The organism is Tamlana carrageenivorans, from assembly GCF_002893765.1.
Taxonomy (GTDB): domain Bacteria; phylum Bacteroidota; class Bacteroidia; order Flavobacteriales; family Flavobacteriaceae; genus Pseudotamlana; species Pseudotamlana carrageenivorans.
Map to the genome: position 1 here is coordinate 3,949,116 of NZ_CP025938.1, position 24,044 is coordinate 3,973,159.

Genomic DNA, 24,044 nt, shown 5'->3' on the forward strand with positions numbered 1-24,044 from the left:
GGGAATTAGAACGTAAGAGGCAAATGCTTGCGACGAAATAAATAGCAATAGAATACATAACACCTTCTTCATAGGTTGAAAGATACTCAAAAAATACAGCGGGTTAAACCTTTTATAAAAATTTTAAATATTAAAATCTCCTAGAAAGGCACTTCGTTATCATCATCATTAAATGAACTTCCAAAAGCTTGATCTGGGCTGGCTTTAAAATCATCGGAGTTGAAAGCATTATCTGGAGAACCTGCATTCATTTTAGAATGGAATTCGTTATCACCAAAAGGTGAATCGTATTCGTCAAGGTTATCGAATTTACCTAAATGTCCTAAGAATTTTAAACGGATATTCTCCAAGCCGCCATTACGGTGTTTAGCTACAATAAACTCCCCTTGTCCTTCGGTTGGCGAGCGTTCTTCATCATCCCACTCATCAATTTTATAATACTCAGGTCTGTAAATAAAGGATACAATATCGGCATCTTGCTCGATCGCACCAGATTCACGTAAATCGGATAATAGAGGTCTTTTACTTCCACCACGGGTTTCTACAGCACGCGATAACTGAGATAAAGCAATTACCGGTACCATAAGTTCCTTTGCTAAGGCTTTTAAGTTTCTAGAAATCATCGAGATCTCTTGCTCACGATTTCCACCGTGGTTTGAACCACCTGTCATTAACTGTAAATAATCAATCATGATCATTTTAATGCCATGTTGCGAAGCCAAACGACGTGCTTTAGCTCTTAAATCGAAAATAGAAAGCGATGGCGTATCATCAATATATAAAGGAGCATTTTCTAGACCTTTAACCTTGACATTAAGCTGTTCCCACTCGTGTTTTTCTAATTTTCCAGTACGTAATTTTTCAGAAGACAGTCCGGTTTCACTAGAAATCAAACGTGTAATCAACTGTACAGAAGCCATCTCTAACGAGAAGAATGCTACAGGGATATTTTGATCAACAGCAATATTTCTTGCCATGGATAAGGTTAATGCCGTTTTTCCCATACCTGGACGTGCAGCAATAATAATTAAATCGGAAGGTTGCCACCCTGAGGTTAATTTATCCAATTTATGAAATCCTGTTGGAATTCCACTTAAACCTTCTTTATTAGAAATTTCCTCAATTTTCTTCTTGGCCTGAATAACTAAGTCTAATGCCGATTCACTAGACTTTTTAATATTTCCTTGGGTAACTTCGTATAATTTAGATTCGGCAGTATCTAATAAATCAAATACATCTTTTGTTTCATCGTATGAATCTTCAATAATTTCACTAGAAATTTTAATCAAACTACGCTGAATAAATTTCTGCAAAATGATACGGGCATGAAACTCAATATGCGCCGAAGATGACACTTTATTTGTTAAACCAATTAAGTAAAAATCGCCACCAGCTAATTCCAGTTTCCCGTTTTTCTTTAATTGGGTTGAAACGGTTAATAAGTCGATAGGTTCACTGTTTTCAAACAATTGAAAAATAGCCTCAAAGATATATTGATGCGATTCTTTATAGAACGCATCGTTACTTAAAATATCAATAACTTCATCTACCCCCTTCTTATCGATCATCATTGCACCAAGCACAACTTCCTCTAAGTCAATTGCTTGAGGTGGTATCTTACCTTTTTCCAGGCTTATAAGCGTGCTTTTGTCTACTTTATAGGAGGCTAATTGATTTGGTTGTTTCATAACTACGAAAGTAAATAAAAAGAAAGTCTTTTGATGAATTTTAACGCTTATGATTGTCCACTAATCGTCAACAATCGGCTGTTAATAAATTAATTATTTTGTTAATAAGCATAAAAAATCTGAAGTTGGAATGACTTCAGATTTTAATATATTTTGGTATATATAGGTTTAGCCTTTAAAGACCCCCATATTAGCATATTTGTCCATACGTTGAGAAACTAAATCTTCTGGTGACAACTTTTTAAGTTCTTCATAACTTTTCATAATCGTGTCACCAACAGTTTCAAAAGTTTTTTCACGGTTTCTGTGCGCGCCTCCAAGAGGTTCTTTGATAATACCGTCAACCAGTTTTAATTTATTCATATCAGAGGCTGTTAGCTTTAAAGCTTCGGCAGCCTGCTCTTTATATTCCCAGCTACGCCATAAAATAGAAGAACAAGATTCTGGAGAAATAACAGAATACCAGGTGTTTTCTAGCATAAAAACACGATCGCCTACACCAATACCTAAAGCACCTCCAGAGGCACCTTCACCAATAATAACAGTAATTACGGGTACTTTTAAGCGGGTCATTTCTAATATATTTCTAGCAATAGCTTCTCCTTGTCCGCGTTCTTCAGCTTCTAAACCAGGGTAAGCACCTGGCGTATCCAATAAGGTTACTACAGGAATACCAAATTTCTCGGCTGATTTCATTAAACGTAACGCTTTTCGGTAGCCTTCAGGATTTGCCATCCCGAAGTTTCTATACTGACGTGTTTTCGTGTTATAGCCTTTTTGCTGACCGATAAACATAAAGCTTTGATCGCCAATTTTACCTAAGCCACCAATCATCGCCTTATCGTCTTTAAAACTTCTATCGCCGTGTAATTCTAAAAAAGAAATACCACAAATGGCTTTAATATAGTCTAATGTATAAGGTCGGTCTGGGTGACGTGATAATTGTACACGTTGCCAAGGCGTTAAATTTTTATACAGTTCCTTTTGTGTATCTTTTAATTTCTTTTCAATTTGAGAACATGTTTCCGAAACGTCTACTTCGCTTTCCTTACCAATAATGGCACATTTTTGCAACTGATCTTCAAGTTCTTTTATAGGTAATTCAAATTCTAAATATTCCATAGGAATTTAGTTATTGTAATTTAATTCTAGGTTAATATGCAAATATAAAAATTTAATGGTGTTATATGTTAAGTTGGCTTTCTTTTTAAGGATTATCCTCTAGTAAATAACATGCTCCCCATGTTTAACACAATAAAATCAACAATTTACATATTAATTAAAGCTTTTATTTTTTATTCTGAATATGTTAATCTGCAGCTTTTGTAATCATTTTTAAATGACATTTTGCATATAAATAAGGCCGTTACTATTGTAATTCTTGAGAATAAGTTACGATAGTTTTCTAACCTTAACGCTTGGCTTTAATTAGGAGAAAAACGGCTAATATGCCAAATAAAACATTAGGGAACCAAACAGCAATTAGAGGAGGAAAATTTGATTGCTCGGCCATAACACCAAAAATTTTGTCGAAAAACACAAATACCATGGCAATACAGATTCCTAAAGCTAGGTTTACCCCCATGCCTCCACGACGTTTCATAGATGATACGGCAACAGCAATTATGGTTAAAATAAATACCGATACCGGCAAACTCCATTTGCGATACAATACTAATTTAAAACGCCCTACATTACTGGAGCCCCTTGCCTCTTCTTTAGCTATAAAGTTTTTTAAATCGCCATACATTTTAGTTTCAGCGGCATAAATAACAGGGATTAGATCATCAACATCAAAACTAAAAAGGGTGTCTTTTCGTCGTTGAATATCCAATACATCGTCGTTTTCACCAATATCTCGTTTCACATAATTTGTTAAACGATAGGTGGTATCACTTTCAATATACCGAATACTACTAGCATTAATTTTGTGTTTTAATTTATTGTCTTCAAAATGCTCTAAGGTAAAATTATTACCGACGCTATTTTTAACATCGAAGCTACTTACGTAAATAATCTCTTTATCATTAATCTGCCTAAATACATTAGTATTTTCAACAGCACTTCTACCAGATTTAAAATATTTATAGCTAAAATCGTTAAACCCTTCACTAGCCTTTGGTGCCAAAAAAAGTCCCATTATAATGGCTAAAATGGCCACAATAAAAGAACCAATCATATATGGTCGTAAGAATCTATAAAACGATACTCCCGAACTTAAAAATGCGATAACTTCGGTATTGTTGGCTAATTTTGATGTAAACCAGATTACAGATAAGAATAAAAATAATGGAAATAATAAATTAGCAAAGTAAATGGTAAAATCTAAAAGATAGACTAGAACCTCATGTAAAGGAACATTGTTATCCAGTATTTTACCAATTTTTTCAGCTAAATGCACCGTTATTCCTATAGGAATAAAGAGCAGCAACATCATGAAAAATGTAAACAAATAACGCTTAAGTATGTACCAATCTAAAATTTTCATTACACTTATAGGCGGTTGTTCATTTGTTTTACCATCATGTCTTTCCATGTTCTAAAATCTCCTGCTAAGATATGTTTTCTTGCTTCTCGAACCAACCATAAATAAAACCCTAAATTATGAATAGTAGCTATTTGCTTACCTAGCAATTCATTAACAGTAAACAGATGGCGTAAATATGCTTTAGAATACTCGGTATCAACAAAAGTGATACCCATTTCATCAATAGGTGAAAAATCTTCAGCCCATTTTAAGTTTTTAATATTTATGGTTCCATGTGCTGTAAAAAGCATGCCGTTTCTTGCGTTACGGGTTGGCATCACACAATCGAACATATCAACTCCTAAGGCTATATTTTCTAAAATATTTATTGGAGTACCCACACCCATTAAATAACGCGGTTTATCTTCTGGTAAAATAGAACATACCACATCGGTCATGGCATACATTTCCTCTGCTGGCTCTCCTACCGATAAACCTCCAATAGCATTTCCTACAGCGCCTGCATTAGCAATATATTCAGCCGATTGTTTTCGTAAATCGGTATATGTACTACCCTGAACAATTGGGAAAAATGCTTGATTATAATTATACTTTAAAGGTGTTTTTTCTAAGTGATTAATACAGCGATCTAACCAACGATGAGTCATATGCATGGAGCGTTTTGCGTAGTTATAATCGCAAGGGTACGGTGTACATTCATCAAAAGCCATGATAATATCGGCCCCAATACTACGTTGAATTTCCATAACATTTTCAGGTGTAAAGGTATGATAACTCCCATCGATATGTGATTTAAACTTTACCCCTTCCTCCTTTATTTTTCTATTTGCTGAAAGTGAGTACACTTGGTATCCTCCAGAATCGGTTAAAATATTTCTATCCCAATTCATAAATTTATGAAGGCCACCTGCTTTCTCAATAATTTTAGTTTGCGGACGCAGGTATAAATGATAGGTGTTTCCTAAAATAATATCTGGATTAATCTCATCTTTTAATTCACGTTGGTGCACCCCTTTTACGGTGGCCACCGTTCCAACAGGCATAAAAATTGGGGTTTCAATAACCCCGTGATCTGTGGTGATTTTCCCAGCTCTTGCCTTACTTTGTGAATCTTGTGCGTTTATCTCGAACTTCATTTTATTCTATTATCTTTTGAAAAATATATCACCTATTTGCAATTGGCTTCTAACACCAAAAAACAAAATGGAGTGCGCAAAGATAATTAACTGAAAAATGAAAACGATTGTTATAAAAAGAAAATAATACTGTTTTCAAAACGTTTTAGAATTTATATTTGAATAAAAAACAAACTTAAAAATTATGAAAAACACGAAAAATCTTAAAAGCAAATGGTATAAAAGCACACTTTTCATACTGTTATTTTGTGTAATTCCGAGTCTTTCAATAGCCCAATCAGGATCGGGTTGGGGCATTAAGGGCGGTTTAAATTACAACGCTAACGGCGATTATTTTAATGATATAGAAAACGCCTACGAAAACCCCAAGGCTAATACAGGTTTTCATGTTGGTGTATTTGGAAAAACAGGTGGATTTATATTTTTAAGACCCGAATTGGTTTATACGAACACCAAAAGTGACTATGATGATGATACTTTTAAAATGCAAAAAATTGATGCCACCATGCTAGCAGGACTTGATCTTGTTGGTCCCTTAAGTATATTTGCAGGCCCATCATTTCAATACATTTTAGACACCGATTTTGAAGGTTTATCGGTTGATGATATGGAGAAAGACTTTACCGTTGGGCTCAATATTGGGTTTGGATTTAATTTAAAAAGAATTGGTATTGATTTAAGATACGAACGTGCCTTTACTAAAAACGAAGCTACTATTATTAATTCTAATATTCCGCTGGCTGAAAATAGGCTAGACACCCGATCAAATCAATTAATATTGAGTTTATCCTTATTACTTTAATTAATAATTTTAGTCATACGCCTAAAAGCTGTCGGCAAAAAATACGTTTTGTTATATGGAGTCTTTCGAAATAATTTCACAGACTGCTAAGGCATATCCCTTTGAAAAGTAACTTAAAAGGTCACCTTTACTCTTACAGCTTCAATTTAAAAATGTGATTAAAAACAAAAATCTCCGAAAGTTAAAACTCTCGGAGATTTTATATTTATAGTGTTTGTTTTAAACGCTTAAAACTATTCTGCAAGTACTTGTTGTACTTTATCTGCAGCCTCTTGGAATTCAGTAGCACTTAATACAGCTAATCCAGAATTGTCAATTAATTCTTTAGCGATATCGGCATTTGTTCCTTGTAAACGTACAATAATCGGCACATTGATGTTACCCATGTTTTTGTAAGCATCAATAACACCTTGAGCTACACGATCACAACGTACAATACCACCAAAAATATTAATAAGGATTGCTTTTACAGCAGGATCTTTTAAGATAATTTTAAAAGCTGCTTCTACACGAGCTGCATCGGCCGTACCACCAACATCTAGGAAGTTAGCTGGCTCTCCACCTGCTTGCTTAATTAAATCCATAGTTGCCATAGCTAAACCAGCACCGTTAACCATACAACCTACGTTTCCGTCAAGGTCAACATAGTTTAAGCCAAGTTCTCCAGCTTCAACTTCAATAGCGCTTTCCTCACGAACGTCACGTAAATCTACGTAGTTTTTATGTCGGTATAAGGCATTGTCATCGATAGTTACTTTAGCGTCAACTGCCATGATTTTATCATCACTTGTTTTTAAAACAGGATTGATTTCAAACAAAGAAGAATCAGATTTTACGTAAGCAGTATATAAAGCGGTTACGAATTTTGTCATCTCTTTAAAAGCAACACCCGATAAACCTAAGTTAAATGCAATACGTCTTGCTTGGAAAGGAACTAATCCTACATTCGGATCAATTTCTTCAGTAAAAATTAAATGAGGTGTTTCTTCAGCAACAGTTTCGATATCCATTCCACCTTCTGTAGAATACATAATCATATTACGCCCCGTTGCTCGGTTTAATAATACAGAAACATAAAACTCGCTTGTTTCGCTTTCTCCTGGATAGTAAACATCTTCGGCTACTAATACTTGGTGTACTCTTTTACCTTCTGCTGAAGTTTGAGGCGTAATCAAATCCATACCAATGATTTGTCCTGCAATTTCTTCAACTTCTTGAAGATTTTTTGCAAGTTTTACTCCGCCACCTTTACCACGACCACCAGCGTGAATTTGGGCTTTAATAACATGCCAGCTCGTTCCGGTTTCACTAGTTAATTGCTTTGCAGCAGCTACTGCTTCCTGAGCATTCTGTGCAACAATACCTCTTTGGATACGAACTCCAAAACTACTCAATATCTCTTTACCTTGATATTCGTGTAAATTCATAATTTGCTAATTGTTTAAGAAAAAAGCAAATATATATGATAGGCTTTACTTACCCTAATATTTAATAGTGAAAACACCAATAAGTTTTTACGTAAAAGTTAAATAATTAACACTTTGTTTATTTTGTATAATTTTTTATTTATTCCTTTTTTTTATTCAACAAAGAAATATCTTTGCCAAAAATTTTAAAATTATGTTAGATAGTCAATTGCTTAAAATTGCAGAAGATTTTGGAAGCCCAGTTTATGTTTATGATGCTGAAAAAATTGAATTTCAATATCACAGATTAACAAACGCCTTTAAAAACGTAAAAAAATTAAAGCTTAATTATGCGGTAAAGGCACTATCTAACATCTCTATTCTAAAGCTTTTTAAATCGTTAGGTTCTGGAATTGATACGGTTTCTATCCAGGAAGTACAACTTGGCTTGGCGGCTGGGTTTTCACCCGATCAAATTATTTTTACACCTAATGGGGTATCATTATTAGAAATTGAACAAGCGGCTAAATTAGGCGTAAAAATTAATATTGATAACCTTTCTATATTAGAGCAATTTGGTACCAAACACCCTAACATTCCTGTTTGTATTCGTATTAACCCACATGTTATGGCCGGAGGAAATGCCAATATTTCTGTGGGACATATAGATTCTAAATTTGGAATTTCAATACACCAAATACCTCACATTTTACGTATTGTTGAAAATACTAAAATGCACATTAACGGTATTCATATGCATACGGGCAGTGATATTTTAGATATCGAAGTTTTTCTTTACGCTAGTGAAATTTTATTTGAAACAGCAAAACAATTTAAAGGCTTAGACTTTATTGATTTCGGATCTGGATTTAAAGTACCATACAAAGCTGGAGACATTGAAACCAATATTGAAGAATTGGGTGAGAAATTAACAGCTAGATTTAATGAATTCTGTAAAGAATATGGAAAAGATTTAACCTTAGCTTTCGAACCTGGTAAATTTTTAGTGAGTGAATCTGGTAGTTTTTTAACCCATGTAAATGCTGTGAAACAAACCACATCGACGGTTTTTGCTCAAGTTGATTCTGGTTTTAATCACTTAATTCGCCCAATGCTTTACGGTTCGCATCACGATATTGTAAACATTTCAAATCCTAACGGACGTGAGCGTTTCTATACCGTTGTGGGATACATTTGTGAAACCGATACCTTTGGTAACAACCGAAGAATTAACGAGATTACAGAAGGCGATGTTTTGTGCTTTAGAAATGCAGGAGCTTACTGCTTCTCTATGGCAAGCAACTACAATTCTAGGTTTAAACCTGCTGAAGTATTATGGCATAATAATGAAGCGAAACTTATTAGAAAACGTGAAACTTTTGAAGACATTCTAAAAAATCAAGTGGAAGTAGATTTTTCACCTAAAAAGAAAGTAGCCGTTTCTAAATAAACAGAACTTTCAATATAAACATAAAAAATCCTCTATAGACTATTTGTTCTAAAGAGGATTTTTTATATCTGTTAACTACAAAAGTATTTAGGCCTTCAACTTTCCAGCAAAAACACTCACCTTAGAATTAAACGGGTTTCCAGAAGCACGCCTTAACATTACTATTTGTCCGCAATGCCAAGTAGCATCAGCAATTGGACCATTAATAATATTCCAAAACGACACTTCAGTATCTTCTAAAACCAATGGTTTGTCTGTGTTTCTCAACATATCTGACACTAATTTCAAATTTAATAAGGTCTGTTTACGTTGCTCTTCAAAACTTAACACTTCTTGATTCAAATCCTTATCATGGCTAAGCACTGCGTTTCTAATAAATTTAGACAAACCGTAGATATGCTCGATAGTTTCCGCACTTGTTCTTCCCGATTCGCTGCATTTGTGATTCAAATCTTTTTCCGTTAAGCCTTCTGTAGCCCAGAAATATCTAAATCCTAAGCCATCAATCATACGAGCGGCAACAGTTCCGGCAGTATAGGTTTCTGGCGCCTCTGGAATTTCATAAAAAGGTAATTTTTCTGGTGTCATATTATCTTGTGCTTCAACTGAAAAAACGATCAGGCATAAAATAAAAAGGAGTTTGAATTTGTTTAAAAACATCATGATTTTTTTTAACGTCAAATATAATATTTCTAAAAATTTTCAACGTGATAACTCCTTTTAGTTCTTGTTATATCTTGGCCTTCATAATTCCATAAAAACCTCTAAGCATTATTCCGTTTCTAATTGTTTTTTATACTCCTTAAGATGTTCTTTGATGGCATCATCTAATTCTGGTTCTTGAATATCATCAAATTGCTTTAAGGTTTCATATATAATCTTAGCTACTAATAAACGTGCAGAAGGCTTATCGTCGGCCGGGATATTATACCAAGGCGCATGAGGTTTAGAGGTTCTATTAATGGCATCCTCATAACAAGCCTGATATTGATCCCAGAGTAAACGTTCTTCTAAATCTCCAGGAGAGAATTTCCAATTTTTTTCTTGTTTATTCAAACGGCGTAACAGCCTATTTTTTTGTTCTGATTTAGATAGGTTTAAAAAGAACTTAAAAATGAGTGTACCGTTTTGAGCCACGTGTTTTTCAAAATTATTTATTTGTTCGAAACGTTTATCCCAAAAGTCTTCATTTACATCATCTACACTATGGACATGGGGTAAGTTTTCGCTTAAAACATATTCGGGATGCACACGAGTTACCAAAACATTTTCATAATGTGTTCTATTAAAAACACCAAATTTTCCACGAGCAGGCAAAGCGACGTAATGACGCCAGATAAAATCATGTTTTAACTCTAATTCTGTTGGTACTTTAAAGCTATGCACCACAACGCCTCGAGCATTAAAATCTTTAAAAACCTCACGAATTAAACTGTCTTTTCCCGCTGTATCCATGCCTTGTAAACAGATTAAAACCGCATATTTACCATGCGCATATAAGGTGTCTTGTAGCTTTCCTAGTTTTTTTCTTACCTTTTTTAGTTCCTTTTCTGCATCATCAAAAACAACTTTCGTTTGCGTGTTTTTTAAAGTAATTTCTGATGTTATTTTATAGTGATTTATGTCCATATCTTTTCATTTTAGTTAACAATACGCTTTATAATAGCTTAAATATAGTAAATTTAAAATTTGAAATAGAAGACAGCCTTTGGTTTCATATATTTTCTATATCTTAGACCTACCTATTTATGTTAACCCAAATTTTATGAAAAATTATTACCTACTATTTTTTCTAACGGCCTCTATGGTTGTTAGTGCTCAAACCAATTGTGACAATGCAAATTCCTATCTCGGAAATGCTTATTCTCATGTTAAAGACTCCTACGAATCGAATAATATTAGCCACTTAAAACACTATGCTAACAGATCGGTAGAGTCTTTTAAACTTGCCAAAGAAGCCCTAAGCTTTTGTAACTGTGAAAAAGCTGTAGAACTGGCTGAAAAGAGTATTGATTTACTTGTAAAAGTTGAATCGGCTGAAACGTATGAGGACGGTCGATTTTTTGTAAAGCGCGGTCGTGAATTAAGCAAAGAAAGCTTAATTGAAATTGACAAATGTGCTTATAATCAATACCAAAAGGTAGCTCCAACTACCACTACTGTAGCTGTTTCGAATACTACTAGTAGCACCGAATTATCAGATTTACAACAGGAACAGCTAAAATTAAAGCAACAGCAAGAAGCTTTAAAGCTAAAAGCTGAACAAATTAAAATGCAATTAGCACAACAAGAGGCTCAAGAATTAGCGCTTAGAAAACAGCAAATTATTAAATCTTATAAAGCACGGATTTTAGAGAATGTGAAATCTTTCAATGAAACTTTAAAGGTTTATGGCAGCAACTCACCAATAACTTTTGAAGAAACTGTTATAGATCTGGAAACAAAGTCTGTTACTGAGATTAAAAGTCATTACATTAATGAAATGAAAACGATCACCAAAAACTATTTGGAAGCTTTAAACCAATGTGAAGCGAGTTAAAACGAACTTGTTTTTATCATAAAAAAGCTGTTAGATTCGTCAAACAGCTTTTTTTATATCTTAAAGATTTTGATGTATTTCAATTATTTAGAAGCAAATAACTTAACATCTTGCTCACTTACTTCTTGTCCGCCTAAAATAATTAAACGTTCTACAACATTGCGAAGTTCTCTAATATTACCAGTCCAGTCGTACTCTTGGAGCAGTTTAATAGCCTTATCGGAAAAGGTCTTTTGAGAAGATCCGTTTTCTGAAGCTATTTTTTCTGCAAAATGACGAACCAATAAAGGAATATCTTCTCTCCTATTATTTAAAGAAGGAACTTCAATTAAAATAACGGCTAATCGGTGATATAAATCCTCACGGAAACGCCCTTCTTCAATCTCCTTTTTTAAATTTTTATTGGTAGCTGCAATAACACGCACATCAACTTTTATATCTCTATCGCTACCCACACGCTGTATTTTATTTTCTTGCAGAGCCCGTAATACTTTAGCCTGTGCCGATAAACTCATATCTCCAATTTCATCTAAAAAAATGGTACCTCCATTAGCGGCTTCAAACTTTCCGGCGCGATCTTTATTAGCACTTGTAAAAGCACCTTTTACATGACCAAACAACTCACTTTCAATAAGTTCTGAAGGAATGGCAGCACAGTTAACTTCTATCAAACTGCCTTTAGAACGGGCGCTCTTTTCGTGCAACCAATGAGCTACCAACTCCTTCCCTGTACCATTGGGCCCAGTAATTAGAACCCTGGCATCGGTTGGAGCCACTTTGTCTATCATGTCTTTAATTTGAGAAATGGCTTTACTTTCTCCAATCATATCATACTTTTTGCTAACTTTTTTCTTTAGTATTTTGTTAGCCACTACCAGTTCTTTTCTATCTAAAGCATTTCTAACCGTATTTAGCAGTCGGTTTAAATCGGGTGGCTTAGAAATGTAGTCGAAAGCACCTAAACGCATGGTATTTACTGCGGTATCTAAATCGCCGTGACCAGAAATCATAACCATAGGAACTTCTGCTTTTATCTTTTTTGTAGCTTCTAACACCTCTACGCCGTCCATTTTTGGCATTTTGATATCGCAAAGCACCAGGTCATAATCCTCATTCTTTATTTTTTCAATGCCCTCTAAACCATCAACAGCTTCATCAACTTTGTAGGTATCGTTTTCTTCTGAAAGAATTTTAACCAATACGCGTCTAATGGCGGCTTCATCTTCAATAACTAATATTCTAGGCATAGTTCTATTTTTAATTCAATTATTAAATTCAATATTTATTGTGGTTTTTGAATGATATGAATATCACGTTGTGGAAAAGGAATACTCACATTGTGTTCTCTAAAGAGCCTATCGATTTCGAAACGGATATCACTTTTAGGAAATTGGGCTCTAAAACTATTATTTATAGTAAATACCAGTTTAAAATCTAAAGAACTGGCTCCAAAATCCATAAAAACAACCGAAGGTTCTGGCTCACTAAGTACCAATTCATGGGTTCTTGCTGCCTGTAGCAGTAATTTTTTAACCAACTGAACATCGCTTCCATAGGCCACGCCAACATTAACAGACTCTCTTGTTAACGTGCCATTTTGGGTCCAATTAAAAAGCATATTTTCTAAATACAAATGATTAGGTATCACAAGTACCTTATTGTCGATAGTAACCGCTCGAGTAGTTCGTAATTTAATTTCTTCAACACGACCAATTTTCCCTTCAATTTCAATAATATCTCCTACATGGACGGTTTGATCTACCAGTATAAAGATGCCAGAAATAATATCTTGAAATAAAGTTTGAAGGGCTAAACCAATACCAATTAAAAGCGCTGCTGAAGCTGCAAAAATGGCCGTTACATTAATCCCTATCGAATCGAAAACAACAAGGATAACAATTATATATATTAACCAACGCGCAAATGAAAATACTGTGGTGAATTTCACTTTATCGTCTGGCGGCATTTTTCTAGTTACAACACCTTTAATCCAACGTAAAACATAGGTTGTTACCAATAAAACCATAGCAACCAGTAACACATACTTCACTTTTAAAACAATCTCATGAGTATCACCTTCGCTCGCGTATGAAAAATCGATGATTTTAAATTCTAGAAACTCAACAATTTTAGCCCAAACACTACTTTCGGTAATGGTTTCGCTAACGGCTTCTACACTTTTTTCTATTTGATCTGCTGTATCTTGTTGCATCATTAATACTTAATCCATTTAATTAACTCCTTGTAAGTTGGCTTTTTTCCATACATCAAAATACCTACACGATAAATTTTTGAAGCAAACCAAACTGTAGTAATAAACGTAGCAATTAATAAGGTTAATGACAAAATTTGTTGCCAAAGGGGCACACCAAAAGGGATACGCATAAGCATTACTACCGGCGATGTTAACGGTATAAATGAAAACACGGTTGAAACCGTTCCGTGAGGATCCTCTATTACCGTAAAGAAACCAATATATACCGCTAATATTAAAGGCATTATAATAGGCATCATAAACTGCTGAGTATCGGTTTCGTTATCAACAGCGGCTCCAATGGCAGCATAAAGCGAGCTGTAAAATAAATAACCTCCAATAAAAAACAGAATAAAAGCTATTATTAAATTTGTTAAAGGTAAGTGATAAAAAGCATTGGCAATATTTTGTGCTTGCGAGCTTACTTCTGGATGGTCCATAGCTTGTTGCATAACTTGCTGCTGTGGTGTTTGCATTTCACCCATATCAACGCCAAAAACTAAGGAGGCCACCATGGTTAAAATACCTCCAAATATAATCCAAATAACCACTTGCGTGATGCCTGCTAAAGATGTCCCTAAAATTTTTCCCAGCATAAGTTGCATAGGTTTTACAGAGGAAATGATAACTTCAATAATGCGGCTCGTTTTCTCCTCTATAACGCTACGCATAATCATATTGCCATAAATAATAATAAACATGAACAACAAGTAACCTGCAGCACCTCCAAAAATGAGTTTGATAACACTATCTACTTTTGAAGTTTTTTCACCTTCAAAACTTTCTTGAGCGATGGTTATTTTTACTTTTGAATTGTTAATCATCTCAACATCAACCCCATTTTCCTGAAGTTTGATATTTGTTAGGCGCTTTTCAACTTTATTTTCAATTTCTGAAATTAAACTTAATGAAGGTGCTTCTTCGGAATAAAACGTAATATGTTGTGAGTCTATCGTTTTATTTTCTAACTGATGGATATGTAACAGCCCTGTACCTTCGGTTTGTAATACCAAAGCTTTTGCATCTTCAAGCGACATTCCTTGAAGAATATTATAGGTTGTATGCTCGGTGTTTTTAAATACATTTTGAACGGTTTCTGATTCGTCTAATACAGAAATGACACGAACTTTATCATTATTCAATTGAGTGAGATAGGCCACAAAGGCAATGAGTGCGATAAATATTATCGGACTCAAAAAAGTCATGATAATAAAAGATTTATTTCTAACTTTTGTTAAGTATTCGCGTTTTAAAATTAGCGGTAAGTGGTTCATAAAAAATTAGTTATTCTTTACGGTTTGAATAAAAATATCGTTAACACTAGGAATTAATTCTACAAAATGAGAAACTTCCCCTCTTGAAGTTAAATAGTTAAGTAAGTCGTTTGGTTTATCTTCCTTATCTAATTTAATATTCAATTTTAATTCGTCATCAAGGGTTTTAAATTGGGCTCTAGACACATTGAATTTATCATGCAATTCCAATCTTAGTTTTTCCTTATCTTCCGCTCGTATACCCACTTCAAAGGTATTGCTTTTATAGGCTCTTTTGATATCTACTAATTTACCGTCCAGAATTTTATTAGACTTATTTATTAAGGCGATATCATCGCAAAGCTCTTCCACAGATTCCATGCGATGGGTTGAAAAGATGACCGTTGCACCTTCTTCGCGCAAGCGTAAAATTTCATCCTTAATTAAATTGGCATTTATAGGATCAAAACCTGAAAATGGCTCATCAAAAATTAATAGTTTTGGTTGGTGTAAAACGGTCACGACAAATTGAATTTTTTGAGCCATCCCTTTAGAAAGTTCTTGGATTTTTTTGTTCCACCAATCGCCAATTTCTAGGCGCTCAAACCAATAATGAAGTCGTTTATTAGCTTCAGTTTTGCTTAAACCTTTAAGTTGTGCTAAGTATAACGCTTGCGCTCCTACTTTCATCGATTTGTACAAACCACGCTCTTCTGGCAAATACCCAATATCCTTAATATGATGTTGATTGAGTAATTCACCTCCCAAATGTACCGTTCCTTCATCTGGCATGGTTATTTGATTTACAATACGTATTAAGGTGGTTTTACCCGCACCATTTGGCCCTAATAAACCAAAAATACTGCCTTCGGGCACCGAAACAGAAACATCATTTAAGGCTCTAAAGTCTCCAAAATGCTTCGAGACCTTATTAACCTCTAATAAATTACTCATAGATATACTTTTGATGGTAAAGATATTAAATGTATAAAAGTAACCTCGTGCTTTTATAGGATTTATACGCTATTTATCGGACAAACTAGGAATTACCTACGATGATGACTTTGACAACACTGGGTCTTAATTCATTTATTTGCGAATACCTCTTAAATATGCCCAAAACCATTATAATTTTAAAACGACTATAAATTGCTGCGTGATAACCACCAATTACAAACTGGCGGAAGCAGTTCTAAAACTGCCTTTAAAATTAAGAAAAAACCGTTCGCTATAAAAACAAAACCCACCCTTAAAAAGGCGATTTCCTAGAATATGGCAAAAAATATATATCTTAGAGAAATGGAACAAGAATCAATACTTTCAATCGTCTCACGTTTTGGTACTCAGAAAGCGTGTATAGAGCACCTTGAGTCTATTCGTTGGCCTAATGGGCCTGTTTGCACTCATTGTGGAAGCATGCATATTCATAATCGAAAAAATTCAAATAGACATTTGTGCAGGGACTGTAATAGTTCTTTTAGCGTTACGGTAGACACTATAATGCACGCTTCAAAATTACCATTACCCAAATGGTTTGCAGCAATATTTTTAATTGTTAATGCTAAAAAAAGGATTTCTTCACTATAACTTGCTCGTGATATTAATGTTAACAAAAATACAGCATGGTATATGCAAAAACGCATACGAAAAGCTATGTATTCTGATTCAGATGATCTATTAAAGGGTATTGTCGAGGTAGATGAGAGCTATGTTGGAGGAAGCATGACTAATATGCGTAAGTCTTATAAAAAGGAACTCGGTATTTATCCTGGAGGAATGGAACACAAAAAGCCCGTTCTTGGGATGATGCAGCGGGAAGGGTTAGTGAAAGTTATAGTGATTGATAAGGCTGATGCAAAAACCATTAGACCATTGCTAAACAAGCACATTGATACAGCAAGCGAGGTAGTTACAGATGGTTTTGGAGCTTATAGAATGCTTCATAAGACACATGCAAAACATGTTAAGCTCAATCATTCAAAAAACATAATGTCATTAGGAAAATATAATACTTCTAGATTGGATTCTTTCTGGACAACAATCAAAAGGGCTATTGTGGGTCAGTATCACCGAGTAAGCCCTGAACATTTACAGAGCTATTTAGATGAAATCGCCTTCAAGTTCAATAATAGAGAAGAGGATTTATTTAGTCTTCTAATAACTAGAATTATTCAACAAGAACCAAGAATTGCCGTTACCTAGGAAATCGCCCCAAAGGGGGAGTGTAAAAATCTTTTTTCTATAGGCGTATCAAGGTAGTCGAATAAATCATCTAAAAAGGTATGTGTATCACTGCCGTTTTCTGAGGTGTGTTGCGCAAGGGTATTGGTAAAAATACTGTCCTGCTCAAAAATTTCTGTGTCTTCAGCAAAAAAACAAAATAACAAACGAGACAAGAAAATATTTAGATTATGAATACTTTCTTTGGAATTATAAATATTTGGATTTTCCGGCAGTATCTCATAAAGTGTGTAAACAAAAAATATCGAGGGTTGCAACCCTCGATATTTTTTGTTTAATTTTAAAATTTACACACTTATGAAGAAAGAAGATTTTCTAAACGACGATTTTTTAAAACAGTTCAAAACAGGAGACGAACTAACCTCTTTTCTAAAATCCATCCAAAAGCGAGGTATTGAAAAGATGCTAGAAGGAGAACTTGACGCTCATTTAGACTATGAGAAACATCAGCAATCCAATAATAGCAATACCCGTAACGGCTATGGATCTAAAAGGATAAAAACAGCTTTAGGAGAGACTAATATTAAAGTTCCCAGAGACCGAGAAGCTTCTTTTAACCCTATGCTGGTTCCTAAACGCACAAACATGGTTGACGGCATAGAAAACGTCATTATCAGCCTTTATGCCAAGGGTATGAGTAATTCTGATATTGAAGAGCAAATCCGAGAAGTTTACGATTTTGATGTATCTACATCTACCATATCACGTATCACAGATAAAGTTACCAATGATATTATTGCTTGGCAAAACAGACCCCTGGAGCCCGTATATTTAATTACTTGGATGGATGGTATTGTATTTAAGGTTCGGGAGAACTCTAAAGTCATTAACAAAACCATGTACATCGCCGTTGGACTCCGCAGAGATGGTAAAAAGGAAGTCTTAGGACTTTGGCTGGGTAAGAATGAATCGGCAGCCTTTTGGATGAGTGTACTAACCGATATGAAAGCCAGAGGCGTTCAGGATTTGCTTATCACGGCCACAGATAATCTTAACGGTTTCACCGACACCATTAAAAATGTTTTTCCTGAATCTAAAACCCAAATTTGCGTGGTACATCAGATTCGTAACGCTTGTCGCTATGTTGTTTGGAAAGACAAGAAGGAATTTGCAAAAGACATGAAGAATATCTATGATGCACCCACCAAAAACGCAGCAAAAGCTGCTCTAGAGGACTTTGCTCAGAAATGGGAACACAAGTACTCTTATGCTATTAAAAGCTGGAGAGAAAACTGGGATGAGCTTACTGCTTTTTATGAATTTCCTGTTGAAATTAGAAAAATCATTTACACTACCAACCTTATTGAAAACCTTAATGGAAAAATCAGAAAGTACACTAAAAACAAGCTCTCATTCCCAACAGATGAGGCTGTTATGAAGTCCACTTTTTTAGCCCTTAGAGAGGCTACCAAAAAATGGTCGATGCCTATTAGGAACTGGGGCATTATTTTAAACCAGTTTTTAACTATATTTGAAAAAAGGGTTCAACTTTAAAAAAGCTAAACCCTCGATTTATAACTTACACACTTTACGGGATAGTGTCGATTTTCCTCAATTAACAAATCGTACAACGAAGCCATTTTGTAAGACGCGTTTCTATCGGCTTCATTATCATTGCTTGCATGGTAAACCTCGCTGCCTGCTAAAGGTAAAAAGAAGTCGAAATAATTTGGGAGGTCCTTTATTTCTACATCTAAATTTTTACCTAAACGTAAGTCTTTGGCAACAATTTGTTTGTAGTCGGTAAGAATAGCAAATCTTGGTTTGTGTTTTAAGATGCGTTCTTCTTTTGTAATAGCGTCAATGCTACTTAGCAGTTTATCGGTTGCTTCTACTTTAAAGTAAATTTTCTTTTTATAAAGAACTTCTCCAGCAATCTTAGATAAATTATAATCACCTTTTTTTAATCGGGTTACCGAAGTTTTCGATATGCCATAGGCAAGCAATAAATCGAATACAAAATCTTCTTTTGAGAAGTTGTTGATTACGTTCTGAACGTTATGTTGTATTTCAGTGGATTTCAAGTGTCCTTATTTATTTGTTTTTTAGCGGTCACGTGGAACGCGCTAAATAAGATTCGTTTAAAATTCATTATTCCCTTTGCTTGTTTCATTTCGTGTTTTGATCGGTTTTGTTAGAAATCAGCAATTCCTTAATATCAACATTTAGAATCTCTGCAATCTTGTACAGATTTTCAATACTCGGTTGCCTTTTGTTTTGAGCATAGGAATGAACCATATTATAACTCTTCCCTAATTGTTCGGACAACCAAATTTGCTTAATCCCTTTTTTGTCCAAAACCTCTTTTATTCGATTCACTTTAAACTTATTTATTCAATGCACTAAGGTAGGGAAGTTTTCAAGAATACTCATTTTATGTGTATAAAAATTACCATTCTGTTCAGATACTCTGAACTAAGGAATTATCATTAACTTGGTTTGTTAACGTGGGTTATAACGATATAGAACCTAAAATAGCACAAGATATTTTATCTCGAAACCTTTGTGCAATCCCTTTTTCAATATAACTTTACAAAATATTTAAACTCAAGCGTCATCAATTCAAAAGCCAAATATTTAATTGCTGTTGTTGGACCTACGGCCATAGGAAAAACGACGTTAAGCATTAAGCTCGCGCAACATTTTCATACCGAAATCATTTCGGCCGATTCACGTCAGTTTTTCAAAGAAATGAGTATCGGAACCGCGGCTCCTACTCCCGACGAACTTGCCGCTGCACCTCATCATTTTATTCAGCATAAATCCATTCAAGAAAATTACAATGTTGGCGCTTTCGAAAAAGAGGCTTTAGGTTGTCTAGATGATTTATTCCAAAAACACGATGTTGTGATTATGGTTGGTGGCTCAGGCTTATATGTTGATGCTGTAACTAAAGGCTTGGATTATTTTCCCGAAGTCGATCCCAGTATCCGAGAAAATCTCAATAAAACACTTGAAAAAGAAGGCTTAGAAACGTTACAAAACAAACTCAAAGACTTAGATCTAAAAAGCTACAACACCATCGTGATTGACAATCCGCACCGCGTGATTAGAGCCTTAGAAATTTGTATTGGAACCAACAAACCGTATTCGTCATTTTTAAATAAAGGCAAAGAAAAAAGACACTTCAACACCATAACCGTTGGCTTAACTGCAAATCGTGAAATTATCTACGACCGTATCAATAAACGTGTGGATATTATGATGGCACAAGGTTTACTAGAAGAAGTGAAACGTTTACAAGAATATCAAAACTTAAACGCTTTAAACACGGTAGGTTACAAGGAAATATTCAATTATCTAAATGGAGAATGGCCTTTAGATTTTGCAGTTTCAGAAATCAAAAAAAATTCACGCCGCTTTGCAAAACGCCAATTGACTTGGTTTAAACGCAATGAAGAAACTTTGTGGTTTGATTATTTGGATCCTTTAGATGCAATTCTTAAAGCTATAGAAAAGACACAGGTTGAAACTCTAGAATAAACATCTATTGATGGGGCTACTCCTCCATCCCTACCGTGCTAAACTTCGCATTAACCACGATACTTTTTCCGCTATCCAGTGACCCTGTTGAAAAAGTAGAAAGGTTTTCTTTAGCCGATTTTTTAGGATGCGAAAAGCGAGATCGTGTGCCTTTATACTGGAAATGACATGCAGTTTCTGGTAGTTTTATTTTGGCATTTGAGTTTTGAAGGATCACATTAAGGCTAGAAAACTTATCACTAATATTTAAAATTTTCAAATCGCCAATATTTCCATCAATCACAGCGCTTTTCATCAAATTATCAATGGTGATTTTTGAAGAGTTTAAATTTAAAGTCAGGTGATTCACCGCATGTAATTCTGCTTTATCTACATAATTTAATTGCAAGGCGCCAGCATTCCAGTTGGCGATATTAATTGGCGAATAAGAAGCACTGATGGAAGTTAAACTCCCATCAATACCTTGTGCTTTAAGTTTGGTATAATCTAAATCTGCTTTTAAATTTTCTACATTATCGGCAAATTCAATTTCACCATATTTTACTTTCACTTTTAACTTTGAGTTTTTAGGCATTTTTATTTTAATCGTCCTTTTCACTTTGGCATCGCCGTGACTTTTAACCATGCGTTCTATTTTTCGCTGTCTATCTTCTTGCAATAAAATACGCTCTTCGGTTTGTGTGGCATGCATTCTTGCCCTTTCGGCCAATCGTCTGGCTTGCATCGCTTCCGCTCTTTTTTGCTGTGCCTCTATCCTAGCGGTTTGACTCTCCAATTGCTTGGCAAGGCGTTCGCCCCAGGCTTCCATTTTTTTCGCAAAGTCATCGCCATACTTCAGTTCAATTTTCTTTGAATATTTATCTAAATACTTATCACCTTCCTTTTTATACGCTTCGTAATCAAAACGCACATCGGTAACACCTTCAGGCAATTCTGGAAGCTCCGGAAGTTCCGGCAATTCTGGTAATTGAGGCATCTCGGGAAACCCAGGAGGCATAGGCGCATCGGGAGCTAGTGGCACTTCAACGTGAATATCTACATCTGGAATATCAGCCAATTCATATTTTAACTCCTTAATAATGGCTTCAACAGCTTCATCGTCTTCATAGGCTGTGGTATTTACCACCCAAACCTGAGGTCCGCTACCTTTTGTAATAATACGCACTTGATCTGTAGAGGCATCGACATCAATATGCCAAGCCTTTAAAGCTTTTTGTAAATCTTCAGCGCTAAGTTGATCGCCTTCAATATAAGCTTCAATTTCAACGGTATCCCTATTCCAAGTATCAAAAACAATGTTACAATGACTGGTGTTCAAATCGATTTTAACATCTTTATTGACTTTAATCGCTTGAGATACTTTGGTTAATTTTTGTTGTGCAAACAGGTTTCCTGTTAGAAACAAGCACAACATGATTACAATTCTATGTTTTATAATTCTGTTCATTTTTTGATTTTTAAATGTGTTGCTGCAAGGCATCCTTTTTAGTCTCAGCACTTTGTAAATCCTTCAGTTGACCCTTCAACCGGTACAATAGGTTTAATCGCAATTTCAAATTATCGATTAAAGCATTTATGGTCAATTCACTAGGACCTTCTTCCGTAAACTCTAAAAACAAATCTTGATAAGCTTTATCTAAAGCATCAATTTGCTCTAAATAACTATCTACCAATTCTTTGGTTTCATCGGTATAAGTCATTTTTGAGAGTTCCAAATTGATACTCGCTAAGTAATAATCTTCCACTTTTTTAAGTCCGGGAGAAATATCGCCTAAAGTCTTCGTTTCAACAGGTTTGGTATGTGCTACTTGAACAGGCACGGTATTTTCGCCACCATTGAAAAACTTAAAAAGTCCAAAAGTCAACCCCAAGAGCACCACGATACTCGCTGCTATTTTAAGTCCTAAAAACCGATTCGGCTTAGGTTGCTTCGGCAAGGCTTTGTTTAGCTTTTCTAGAAACCTGACTTGATGATTCTCAGGCATTCGTTCATTGCTAACTACATGATCTTTAAACAGGTCTTTAATATCTCGCGCCATTTTTTTTAAGTTTTAATAATTCTTGTAACTTCACTTTTCCTCTTGATAATTGTGTTCTAGAGGCCACCTGAGAAATGCCCAATATTTCGGAAATCTCTTGATGGTCGTAGCCTTCTACTAAAAAAAGCATCACAACATATTGATATTTGTCTGGTAATTTTTCTATGGCTGTTTTTACATCAGATAATGTAATCGCCTCGTCAACCAACCATTTGCTGTCTTTTTCGGTATCGACGACTTTGAGGTGCACCTCATCTAAAGCCACAAAATCGGCTTTTCTAGCTTTAATTAAATCGATACTTTTATTAACAACAATACGTTTTAACCAAGCGCCAAAAGTCACTTCTGCATTGTATTGATGAAGTTTTGTAAAGGCATTTATAAATGCTTCTTGTACAACATCTTCGGCATCGGCAGCATCTTTTAAAAACCGTTTAGCTACAATATACATACCATCGCAGTACTGGTTGTACAACTGCATTTGAGCCTTACGGTTATTTTTTTTGCACTGTTCAATAATATCAATATGAAACATGCTAATGCTACTTTGTTATTTGATTAGTTCATATTAAAGACGATAAAAAATGGGGAGTGTTGCAAAAAGCGTTTACTTTTTTTGCCGATTTATAACAAAGCTAAATAAATCTGCGTTTGCATTTTAGTAGTCATCCCAATTAATATATCTTTATACCCTAAAAGTCTATCTATGAACACCTTTTTAAAACGCGTCCTAATACTCTTATCATTGGTAGCTTTAGGATTATTTTTATATTCTGTTTTTGTTGAAAATATTTTCGCACCTCGTTTAAGTCCGAAAGACACTGTGGAATTTAAATTAAACGATTTAGAATTAGAAATTTTTTACAATAGACCTTTTAAGAAGAACCGTGAAATTTTTGGAGCCTTGGTTCCTTACAATCAAGTTTGGCGTACGGGAGCAAACGAAGCGACCACTTTTGAAACCAATGAAAACCTTGAAATTAACGGCATGCCATTACCACCAGGAAAATATACCTTATGGACGGTACCAAAAGACTCTACTTGGACCGTAATATTCAATTCTAAACAATACAAATGGGGTGTAAATGCTGAAATGCAACCTATGTGGGATCCCAATTACGATGTGATCACTACCGAAGTTCCAGTTCAAAAATTAGATAATACGGTAGAACAGTTTACCATCGCTTTTGATAATTCTACCGACAACCTCTTTTTAACCATGGCTTGGGATGATGTAAAAATCGCCTTGCCATTGAAATAGAGTA

At 34.8% G+C, this 24,044-nt stretch carries 24 protein-coding genes and 1 pseudogene; 8 read left to right on the forward strand and 17 right to left on the reverse strand.

Features of this window, described 5'->3' with window-relative positions:
* Positions 1-140: 140 nt before the first annotated feature.
* The 4 genes from dnaB to tgt all read right to left on the reverse strand — a co-directional run bounded on the left by dnaB (position 141) and on the right by tgt (position 5,312).
* Complete coding sequence (gene dnaB / locus C1A40_RS17325; protein ID WP_102996974.1) at positions 141-1,688, reverse strand: replicative DNA helicase; 1,548 nt, start codon at positions 1,686-1,688, stop codon at positions 141-143.
* 168 nt (positions 1,689-1,856) lie between these two features.
* A complete protein-coding gene (locus C1A40_RS17330; protein ID WP_102996975.1) occupies positions 1,857-2,810 on the reverse strand; it encodes an acetyl-CoA carboxylase carboxyltransferase subunit alpha in 954 nt (317 codons plus the stop codon).
* 289 nt (positions 2,811-3,099) lie between these two features.
* Entirely contained in the window at positions 3,100-4,176 is a 1,077-nt protein-coding gene (locus tag C1A40_RS17335) for an LptF/LptG family permease (protein ID WP_102997259.1), read from the reverse strand.
* A gap of 5 nt (positions 4,177-4,181) precedes the next feature.
* Positions 4,182-5,312: a tRNA guanosine(34) transglycosylase Tgt gene (tgt, locus tag C1A40_RS17340; protein ID WP_102996976.1), complete on the reverse strand. Its 1,131-nt coding sequence runs from the start codon at positions 5,310-5,312 to the stop codon at positions 4,182-4,184.
* A 184-nt stretch (positions 5,313-5,496) separates the two neighbouring features.
* On the opposite strand from tgt, the gene C1A40_RS17345 reads away from it, so the two are divergent.
* On the forward strand, positions 5,497-6,114 hold the full coding sequence (locus tag C1A40_RS17345; RefSeq protein ID WP_102996977.1) for an outer membrane beta-barrel protein: 618 nt from the start codon (positions 5,497-5,499) through the stop codon (positions 6,112-6,114).
* A 233-nt stretch (positions 6,115-6,347) separates the two neighbouring features.
* Here the strand turns inward: C1A40_RS17345 and sucC are convergent, their stop codons facing one another.
* A complete protein-coding gene (sucC, locus tag C1A40_RS17350; protein WP_102996978.1) occupies positions 6,348-7,541 on the reverse strand; it encodes an ADP-forming succinate--CoA ligase subunit beta in 1,194 nt (397 codons plus the stop codon).
* 193 nt (positions 7,542-7,734) lie between these two features.
* Here sucC and lysA point away from each other — a divergent pair, with 193 nt between their 5' ends.
* The gene (gene lysA, locus C1A40_RS17355) at positions 7,735-8,970 is read left to right on the forward strand and encodes a diaminopimelate decarboxylase (protein WP_102996979.1); all 1,236 of its coding nucleotides are present in this window, start codon (positions 7,735-7,737) and stop codon (positions 8,968-8,970) included.
* An 87-nt stretch (positions 8,971-9,057) separates the two neighbouring features.
* Here lysA and C1A40_RS17360 read toward each other — a convergent pair whose 3' ends face one another.
* On the reverse strand, positions 9,058-9,651 hold the full coding sequence (locus C1A40_RS17360; protein WP_241910447.1) for a hypothetical protein: 594 nt from the start codon (positions 9,649-9,651) through the stop codon (positions 9,058-9,060).
* Positions 9,652-9,741: 90 nt separating this feature from the next.
* Entirely contained in the window at positions 9,742-10,599 is an 858-nt protein-coding gene (locus C1A40_RS17365) for a PPK2 family polyphosphate kinase (protein ID WP_102996981.1), read from the reverse strand.
* Between the two features lie 136 nt (positions 10,600-10,735).
* On the opposite strand from C1A40_RS17365, the gene C1A40_RS17370 reads away from it, so the two are divergent.
* Complete coding sequence (locus C1A40_RS17370) at positions 10,736-11,509, forward strand: hypothetical protein (RefSeq protein WP_102996982.1); 774 nt, start codon at positions 10,736-10,738, stop codon at positions 11,507-11,509.
* Positions 11,510-11,592: 83 nt separating this feature from the next.
* On the opposite strand, the gene C1A40_RS17375 is transcribed toward C1A40_RS17370, so the two are convergent.
* The 4 genes from C1A40_RS17375 to C1A40_RS17390 are packed head-to-tail and all read right to left on the reverse strand — an operon-like array spanning position 11,593 to position 15,970.
* Positions 11,593-12,756, reverse strand: a complete 1,164-nt coding sequence (locus tag C1A40_RS17375; protein WP_102996983.1) for a sigma-54-dependent transcriptional regulator — start codon at positions 12,754-12,756, stop codon at positions 11,593-11,595.
* Positions 12,757-12,791: 35 nt separating this feature from the next.
* Positions 12,792-13,721 (reverse strand): mechanosensitive ion channel family protein, encoded by a 930-nt coding sequence (locus C1A40_RS17380; protein ID WP_102997260.1) that lies wholly within the window; start codon positions 13,719-13,721, stop codon positions 12,792-12,794.
* 2 nt (positions 13,722-13,723) lie between these two features.
* The gene (locus C1A40_RS17385; protein ID WP_102996984.1) at positions 13,724-15,037 is read right to left on the reverse strand and encodes an ABC transporter permease; all 1,314 of its coding nucleotides are present in this window, start codon (positions 15,035-15,037) and stop codon (positions 13,724-13,726) included.
* 6 nt (positions 15,038-15,043) lie between these two features.
* Positions 15,044-15,970 (reverse strand): ABC transporter ATP-binding protein, encoded by a 927-nt coding sequence (locus C1A40_RS17390; protein ID WP_102996985.1) that lies wholly within the window; start codon positions 15,968-15,970, stop codon positions 15,044-15,046.
* Positions 15,971-16,315: 345 nt separating this feature from the next.
* Between C1A40_RS17390 and C1A40_RS18825 the strand changes: the two genes are divergently transcribed.
* On the forward strand, positions 16,316-16,603 hold the full coding sequence (locus C1A40_RS18825; RefSeq protein WP_422395609.1) for a transposase: 288 nt from the start codon (positions 16,316-16,318) through the stop codon (positions 16,601-16,603).
* Between the two features lie 12 nt (positions 16,604-16,615).
* Entirely contained in the window at positions 16,616-17,218 is a 603-nt protein-coding gene (locus C1A40_RS17400; protein ID WP_277871410.1) for an IS1595 family transposase, read from the forward strand.
* Positions 17,219-17,244: 26 nt separating this feature from the next.
* Here C1A40_RS17400 and C1A40_RS17405 read toward each other — a convergent pair.
* Positions 17,245-17,484: pseudogene (locus C1A40_RS17405) on the reverse strand (type IIL restriction-modification enzyme MmeI); the annotation flags it as partial.
* Between the two features lie 70 nt (positions 17,485-17,554).
* On the opposite strand from C1A40_RS17405, the gene C1A40_RS17410 reads away from it, so the two are divergent.
* Entirely contained in the window at positions 17,555-18,751 is a 1,197-nt protein-coding gene (locus tag C1A40_RS17410; protein ID WP_102996472.1) for an IS256 family transposase, read from the forward strand.
* A gap of 5 nt (positions 18,752-18,756) precedes the next feature.
* On the opposite strand, the gene C1A40_RS17415 is transcribed toward C1A40_RS17410, so the two are convergent.
* Positions 18,757-19,281 carry a type IIL restriction-modification enzyme MmeI gene (locus tag C1A40_RS17415; RefSeq protein ID WP_199287727.1) on the reverse strand — a complete coding sequence of 175 codons (525 nt, stop codon included), beginning with the start codon at positions 19,279-19,281 and terminating at the stop codon, positions 18,757-18,759.
* A gap of 85 nt (positions 19,282-19,366) precedes the next feature.
* Positions 19,367-19,576: a helix-turn-helix domain-containing protein gene (locus C1A40_RS17420; protein ID WP_102996987.1), complete on the reverse strand. Its 210-nt coding sequence runs from the start codon at positions 19,574-19,576 to the stop codon at positions 19,367-19,369.
* A gap of 237 nt (positions 19,577-19,813) precedes the next feature.
* On the opposite strand from C1A40_RS17420, the gene miaA reads away from it, so the two are divergent.
* Positions 19,814-20,740 (forward strand): tRNA (adenosine(37)-N6)-dimethylallyltransferase MiaA, encoded by a 927-nt coding sequence (miaA, locus tag C1A40_RS17425; RefSeq protein WP_102997261.1) that lies wholly within the window; start codon positions 19,814-19,816, stop codon positions 20,738-20,740.
* 16 nt (positions 20,741-20,756) lie between these two features.
* Here the strand turns inward: miaA and C1A40_RS17430 are convergent, their stop codons facing one another.
* The 3 genes from C1A40_RS17430 to C1A40_RS17440 are packed head-to-tail and all read right to left on the reverse strand — an operon-like array spanning position 20,757 to position 23,314.
* The gene (locus tag C1A40_RS17430; RefSeq protein ID WP_158651406.1) at positions 20,757-22,187 is read right to left on the reverse strand and encodes a DUF4097 family beta strand repeat-containing protein; all 1,431 of its coding nucleotides are present in this window, start codon (positions 22,185-22,187) and stop codon (positions 20,757-20,759) included.
* Between the two features lie 10 nt (positions 22,188-22,197).
* The gene (locus C1A40_RS17435; RefSeq protein WP_102996989.1) at positions 22,198-22,779 is read right to left on the reverse strand and encodes a hypothetical protein; all 582 of its coding nucleotides are present in this window, start codon (positions 22,777-22,779) and stop codon (positions 22,198-22,200) included.
* Positions 22,763-23,314, reverse strand: coding sequence for an RNA polymerase sigma factor (locus C1A40_RS17440; RefSeq protein WP_102996990.1), 552 nt, complete (start codon positions 23,312-23,314; stop codon positions 22,763-22,765). The genes C1A40_RS17435 and C1A40_RS17440 overlap by 17 nt, the downstream gene beginning before the upstream one ends.
* 171 nt (positions 23,315-23,485) lie before the next feature.
* On the opposite strand from C1A40_RS17440, the gene C1A40_RS17445 reads away from it, so the two are divergent.
* On the forward strand, positions 23,486-24,040 hold the full coding sequence (locus C1A40_RS17445) for a DUF2911 domain-containing protein (protein WP_102996991.1): 555 nt from the start codon (positions 23,486-23,488) through the stop codon (positions 24,038-24,040).
* The last annotated feature ends 4 nt before the right edge of the window (positions 24,041-24,044 follow it).

Excerpts from the sequence above, each read along its gene's own strand:
- dnaB (WP_102996974.1), bottom strand. The coding sequence starts at position 1,688 with ATGAAACAACCAAATCAATTAGCCTCCTATAAAGTAGACAAAAGCACG.
- C1A40_RS17330 (WP_102996975.1), bottom strand. The coding sequence starts at position 2,810 with ATGGAATATTTAGAATTTGAATTACCTATAAAAGAACTTGAAGATCAG.
- C1A40_RS17335 (WP_102997259.1), bottom strand. The coding sequence starts at position 4,176 with ATGAAAATTTTAGATTGGTACATACTTAAGCGTTATTTGTTTACATTT.
- tgt (WP_102996976.1), bottom strand. The coding sequence starts at position 5,312 with ATGAAGTTCGAGATAAACGCACAAGATTCACAAAGTAAGGCAAGAGCT.
- C1A40_RS17345 (WP_102996977.1), top strand. The coding sequence starts at position 5,497 with ATGAAAAACACGAAAAATCTTAAAAGCAAATGGTATAAAAGCACACTT.
- sucC (WP_102996978.1), bottom strand. The coding sequence starts at position 7,541 with ATGAATTTACACGAATATCAAGGTAAAGAGATATTGAGTAGTTTTGGA.
- lysA (WP_102996979.1), top strand. The coding sequence starts at position 7,735 with ATGTTAGATAGTCAATTGCTTAAAATTGCAGAAGATTTTGGAAGCCCA.
- C1A40_RS17365 (WP_102996981.1), bottom strand. The coding sequence starts at position 10,599 with ATGGACATAAATCACTATAAAATAACATCAGAAATTACTTTAAAAAAC.
- C1A40_RS17370 (WP_102996982.1), top strand. The coding sequence starts at position 10,736 with ATGAAAAATTATTACCTACTATTTTTTCTAACGGCCTCTATGGTTGTT.
- C1A40_RS17375 (WP_102996983.1), bottom strand. The coding sequence starts at position 12,756 with ATGCCTAGAATATTAGTTATTGAAGATGAAGCCGCCATTAGACGCGTA.
- C1A40_RS17380 (WP_102997260.1), bottom strand. The coding sequence starts at position 13,721 with ATGCAACAAGATACAGCAGATCAAATAGAAAAAAGTGTAGAAGCCGTT.
- C1A40_RS17385 (WP_102996984.1), bottom strand. The coding sequence starts at position 15,037 with ATGAACCACTTACCGCTAATTTTAAAACGCGAATACTTAACAAAAGTT.
- C1A40_RS17390 (WP_102996985.1), bottom strand. The coding sequence starts at position 15,970 with ATGAGTAATTTATTAGAGGTTAATAAGGTCTCGAAGCATTTTGGAGAC.
- C1A40_RS18825 (WP_422395609.1), top strand. The coding sequence starts at position 16,316 with ATGGAACAAGAATCAATACTTTCAATCGTCTCACGTTTTGGTACTCAG.
- C1A40_RS17410 (WP_102996472.1), top strand. The coding sequence starts at position 17,555 with ATGAAGAAAGAAGATTTTCTAAACGACGATTTTTTAAAACAGTTCAAA.
- C1A40_RS17430 (WP_158651406.1), bottom strand. The coding sequence starts at position 22,187 with ATGAACAGAATTATAAAACATAGAATTGTAATCATGTTGTGCTTGTTT.
- C1A40_RS17435 (WP_102996989.1), bottom strand. The coding sequence starts at position 22,779 with ATGGCGCGAGATATTAAAGACCTGTTTAAAGATCATGTAGTTAGCAAT.
- C1A40_RS17440 (WP_102996990.1), bottom strand. The coding sequence starts at position 23,314 with ATGTTTCATATTGATATTATTGAACAGTGCAAAAAAAATAACCGTAAG.
- C1A40_RS17445 (WP_102996991.1), top strand. The coding sequence starts at position 23,486 with ATGAACACCTTTTTAAAACGCGTCCTAATACTCTTATCATTGGTAGCT.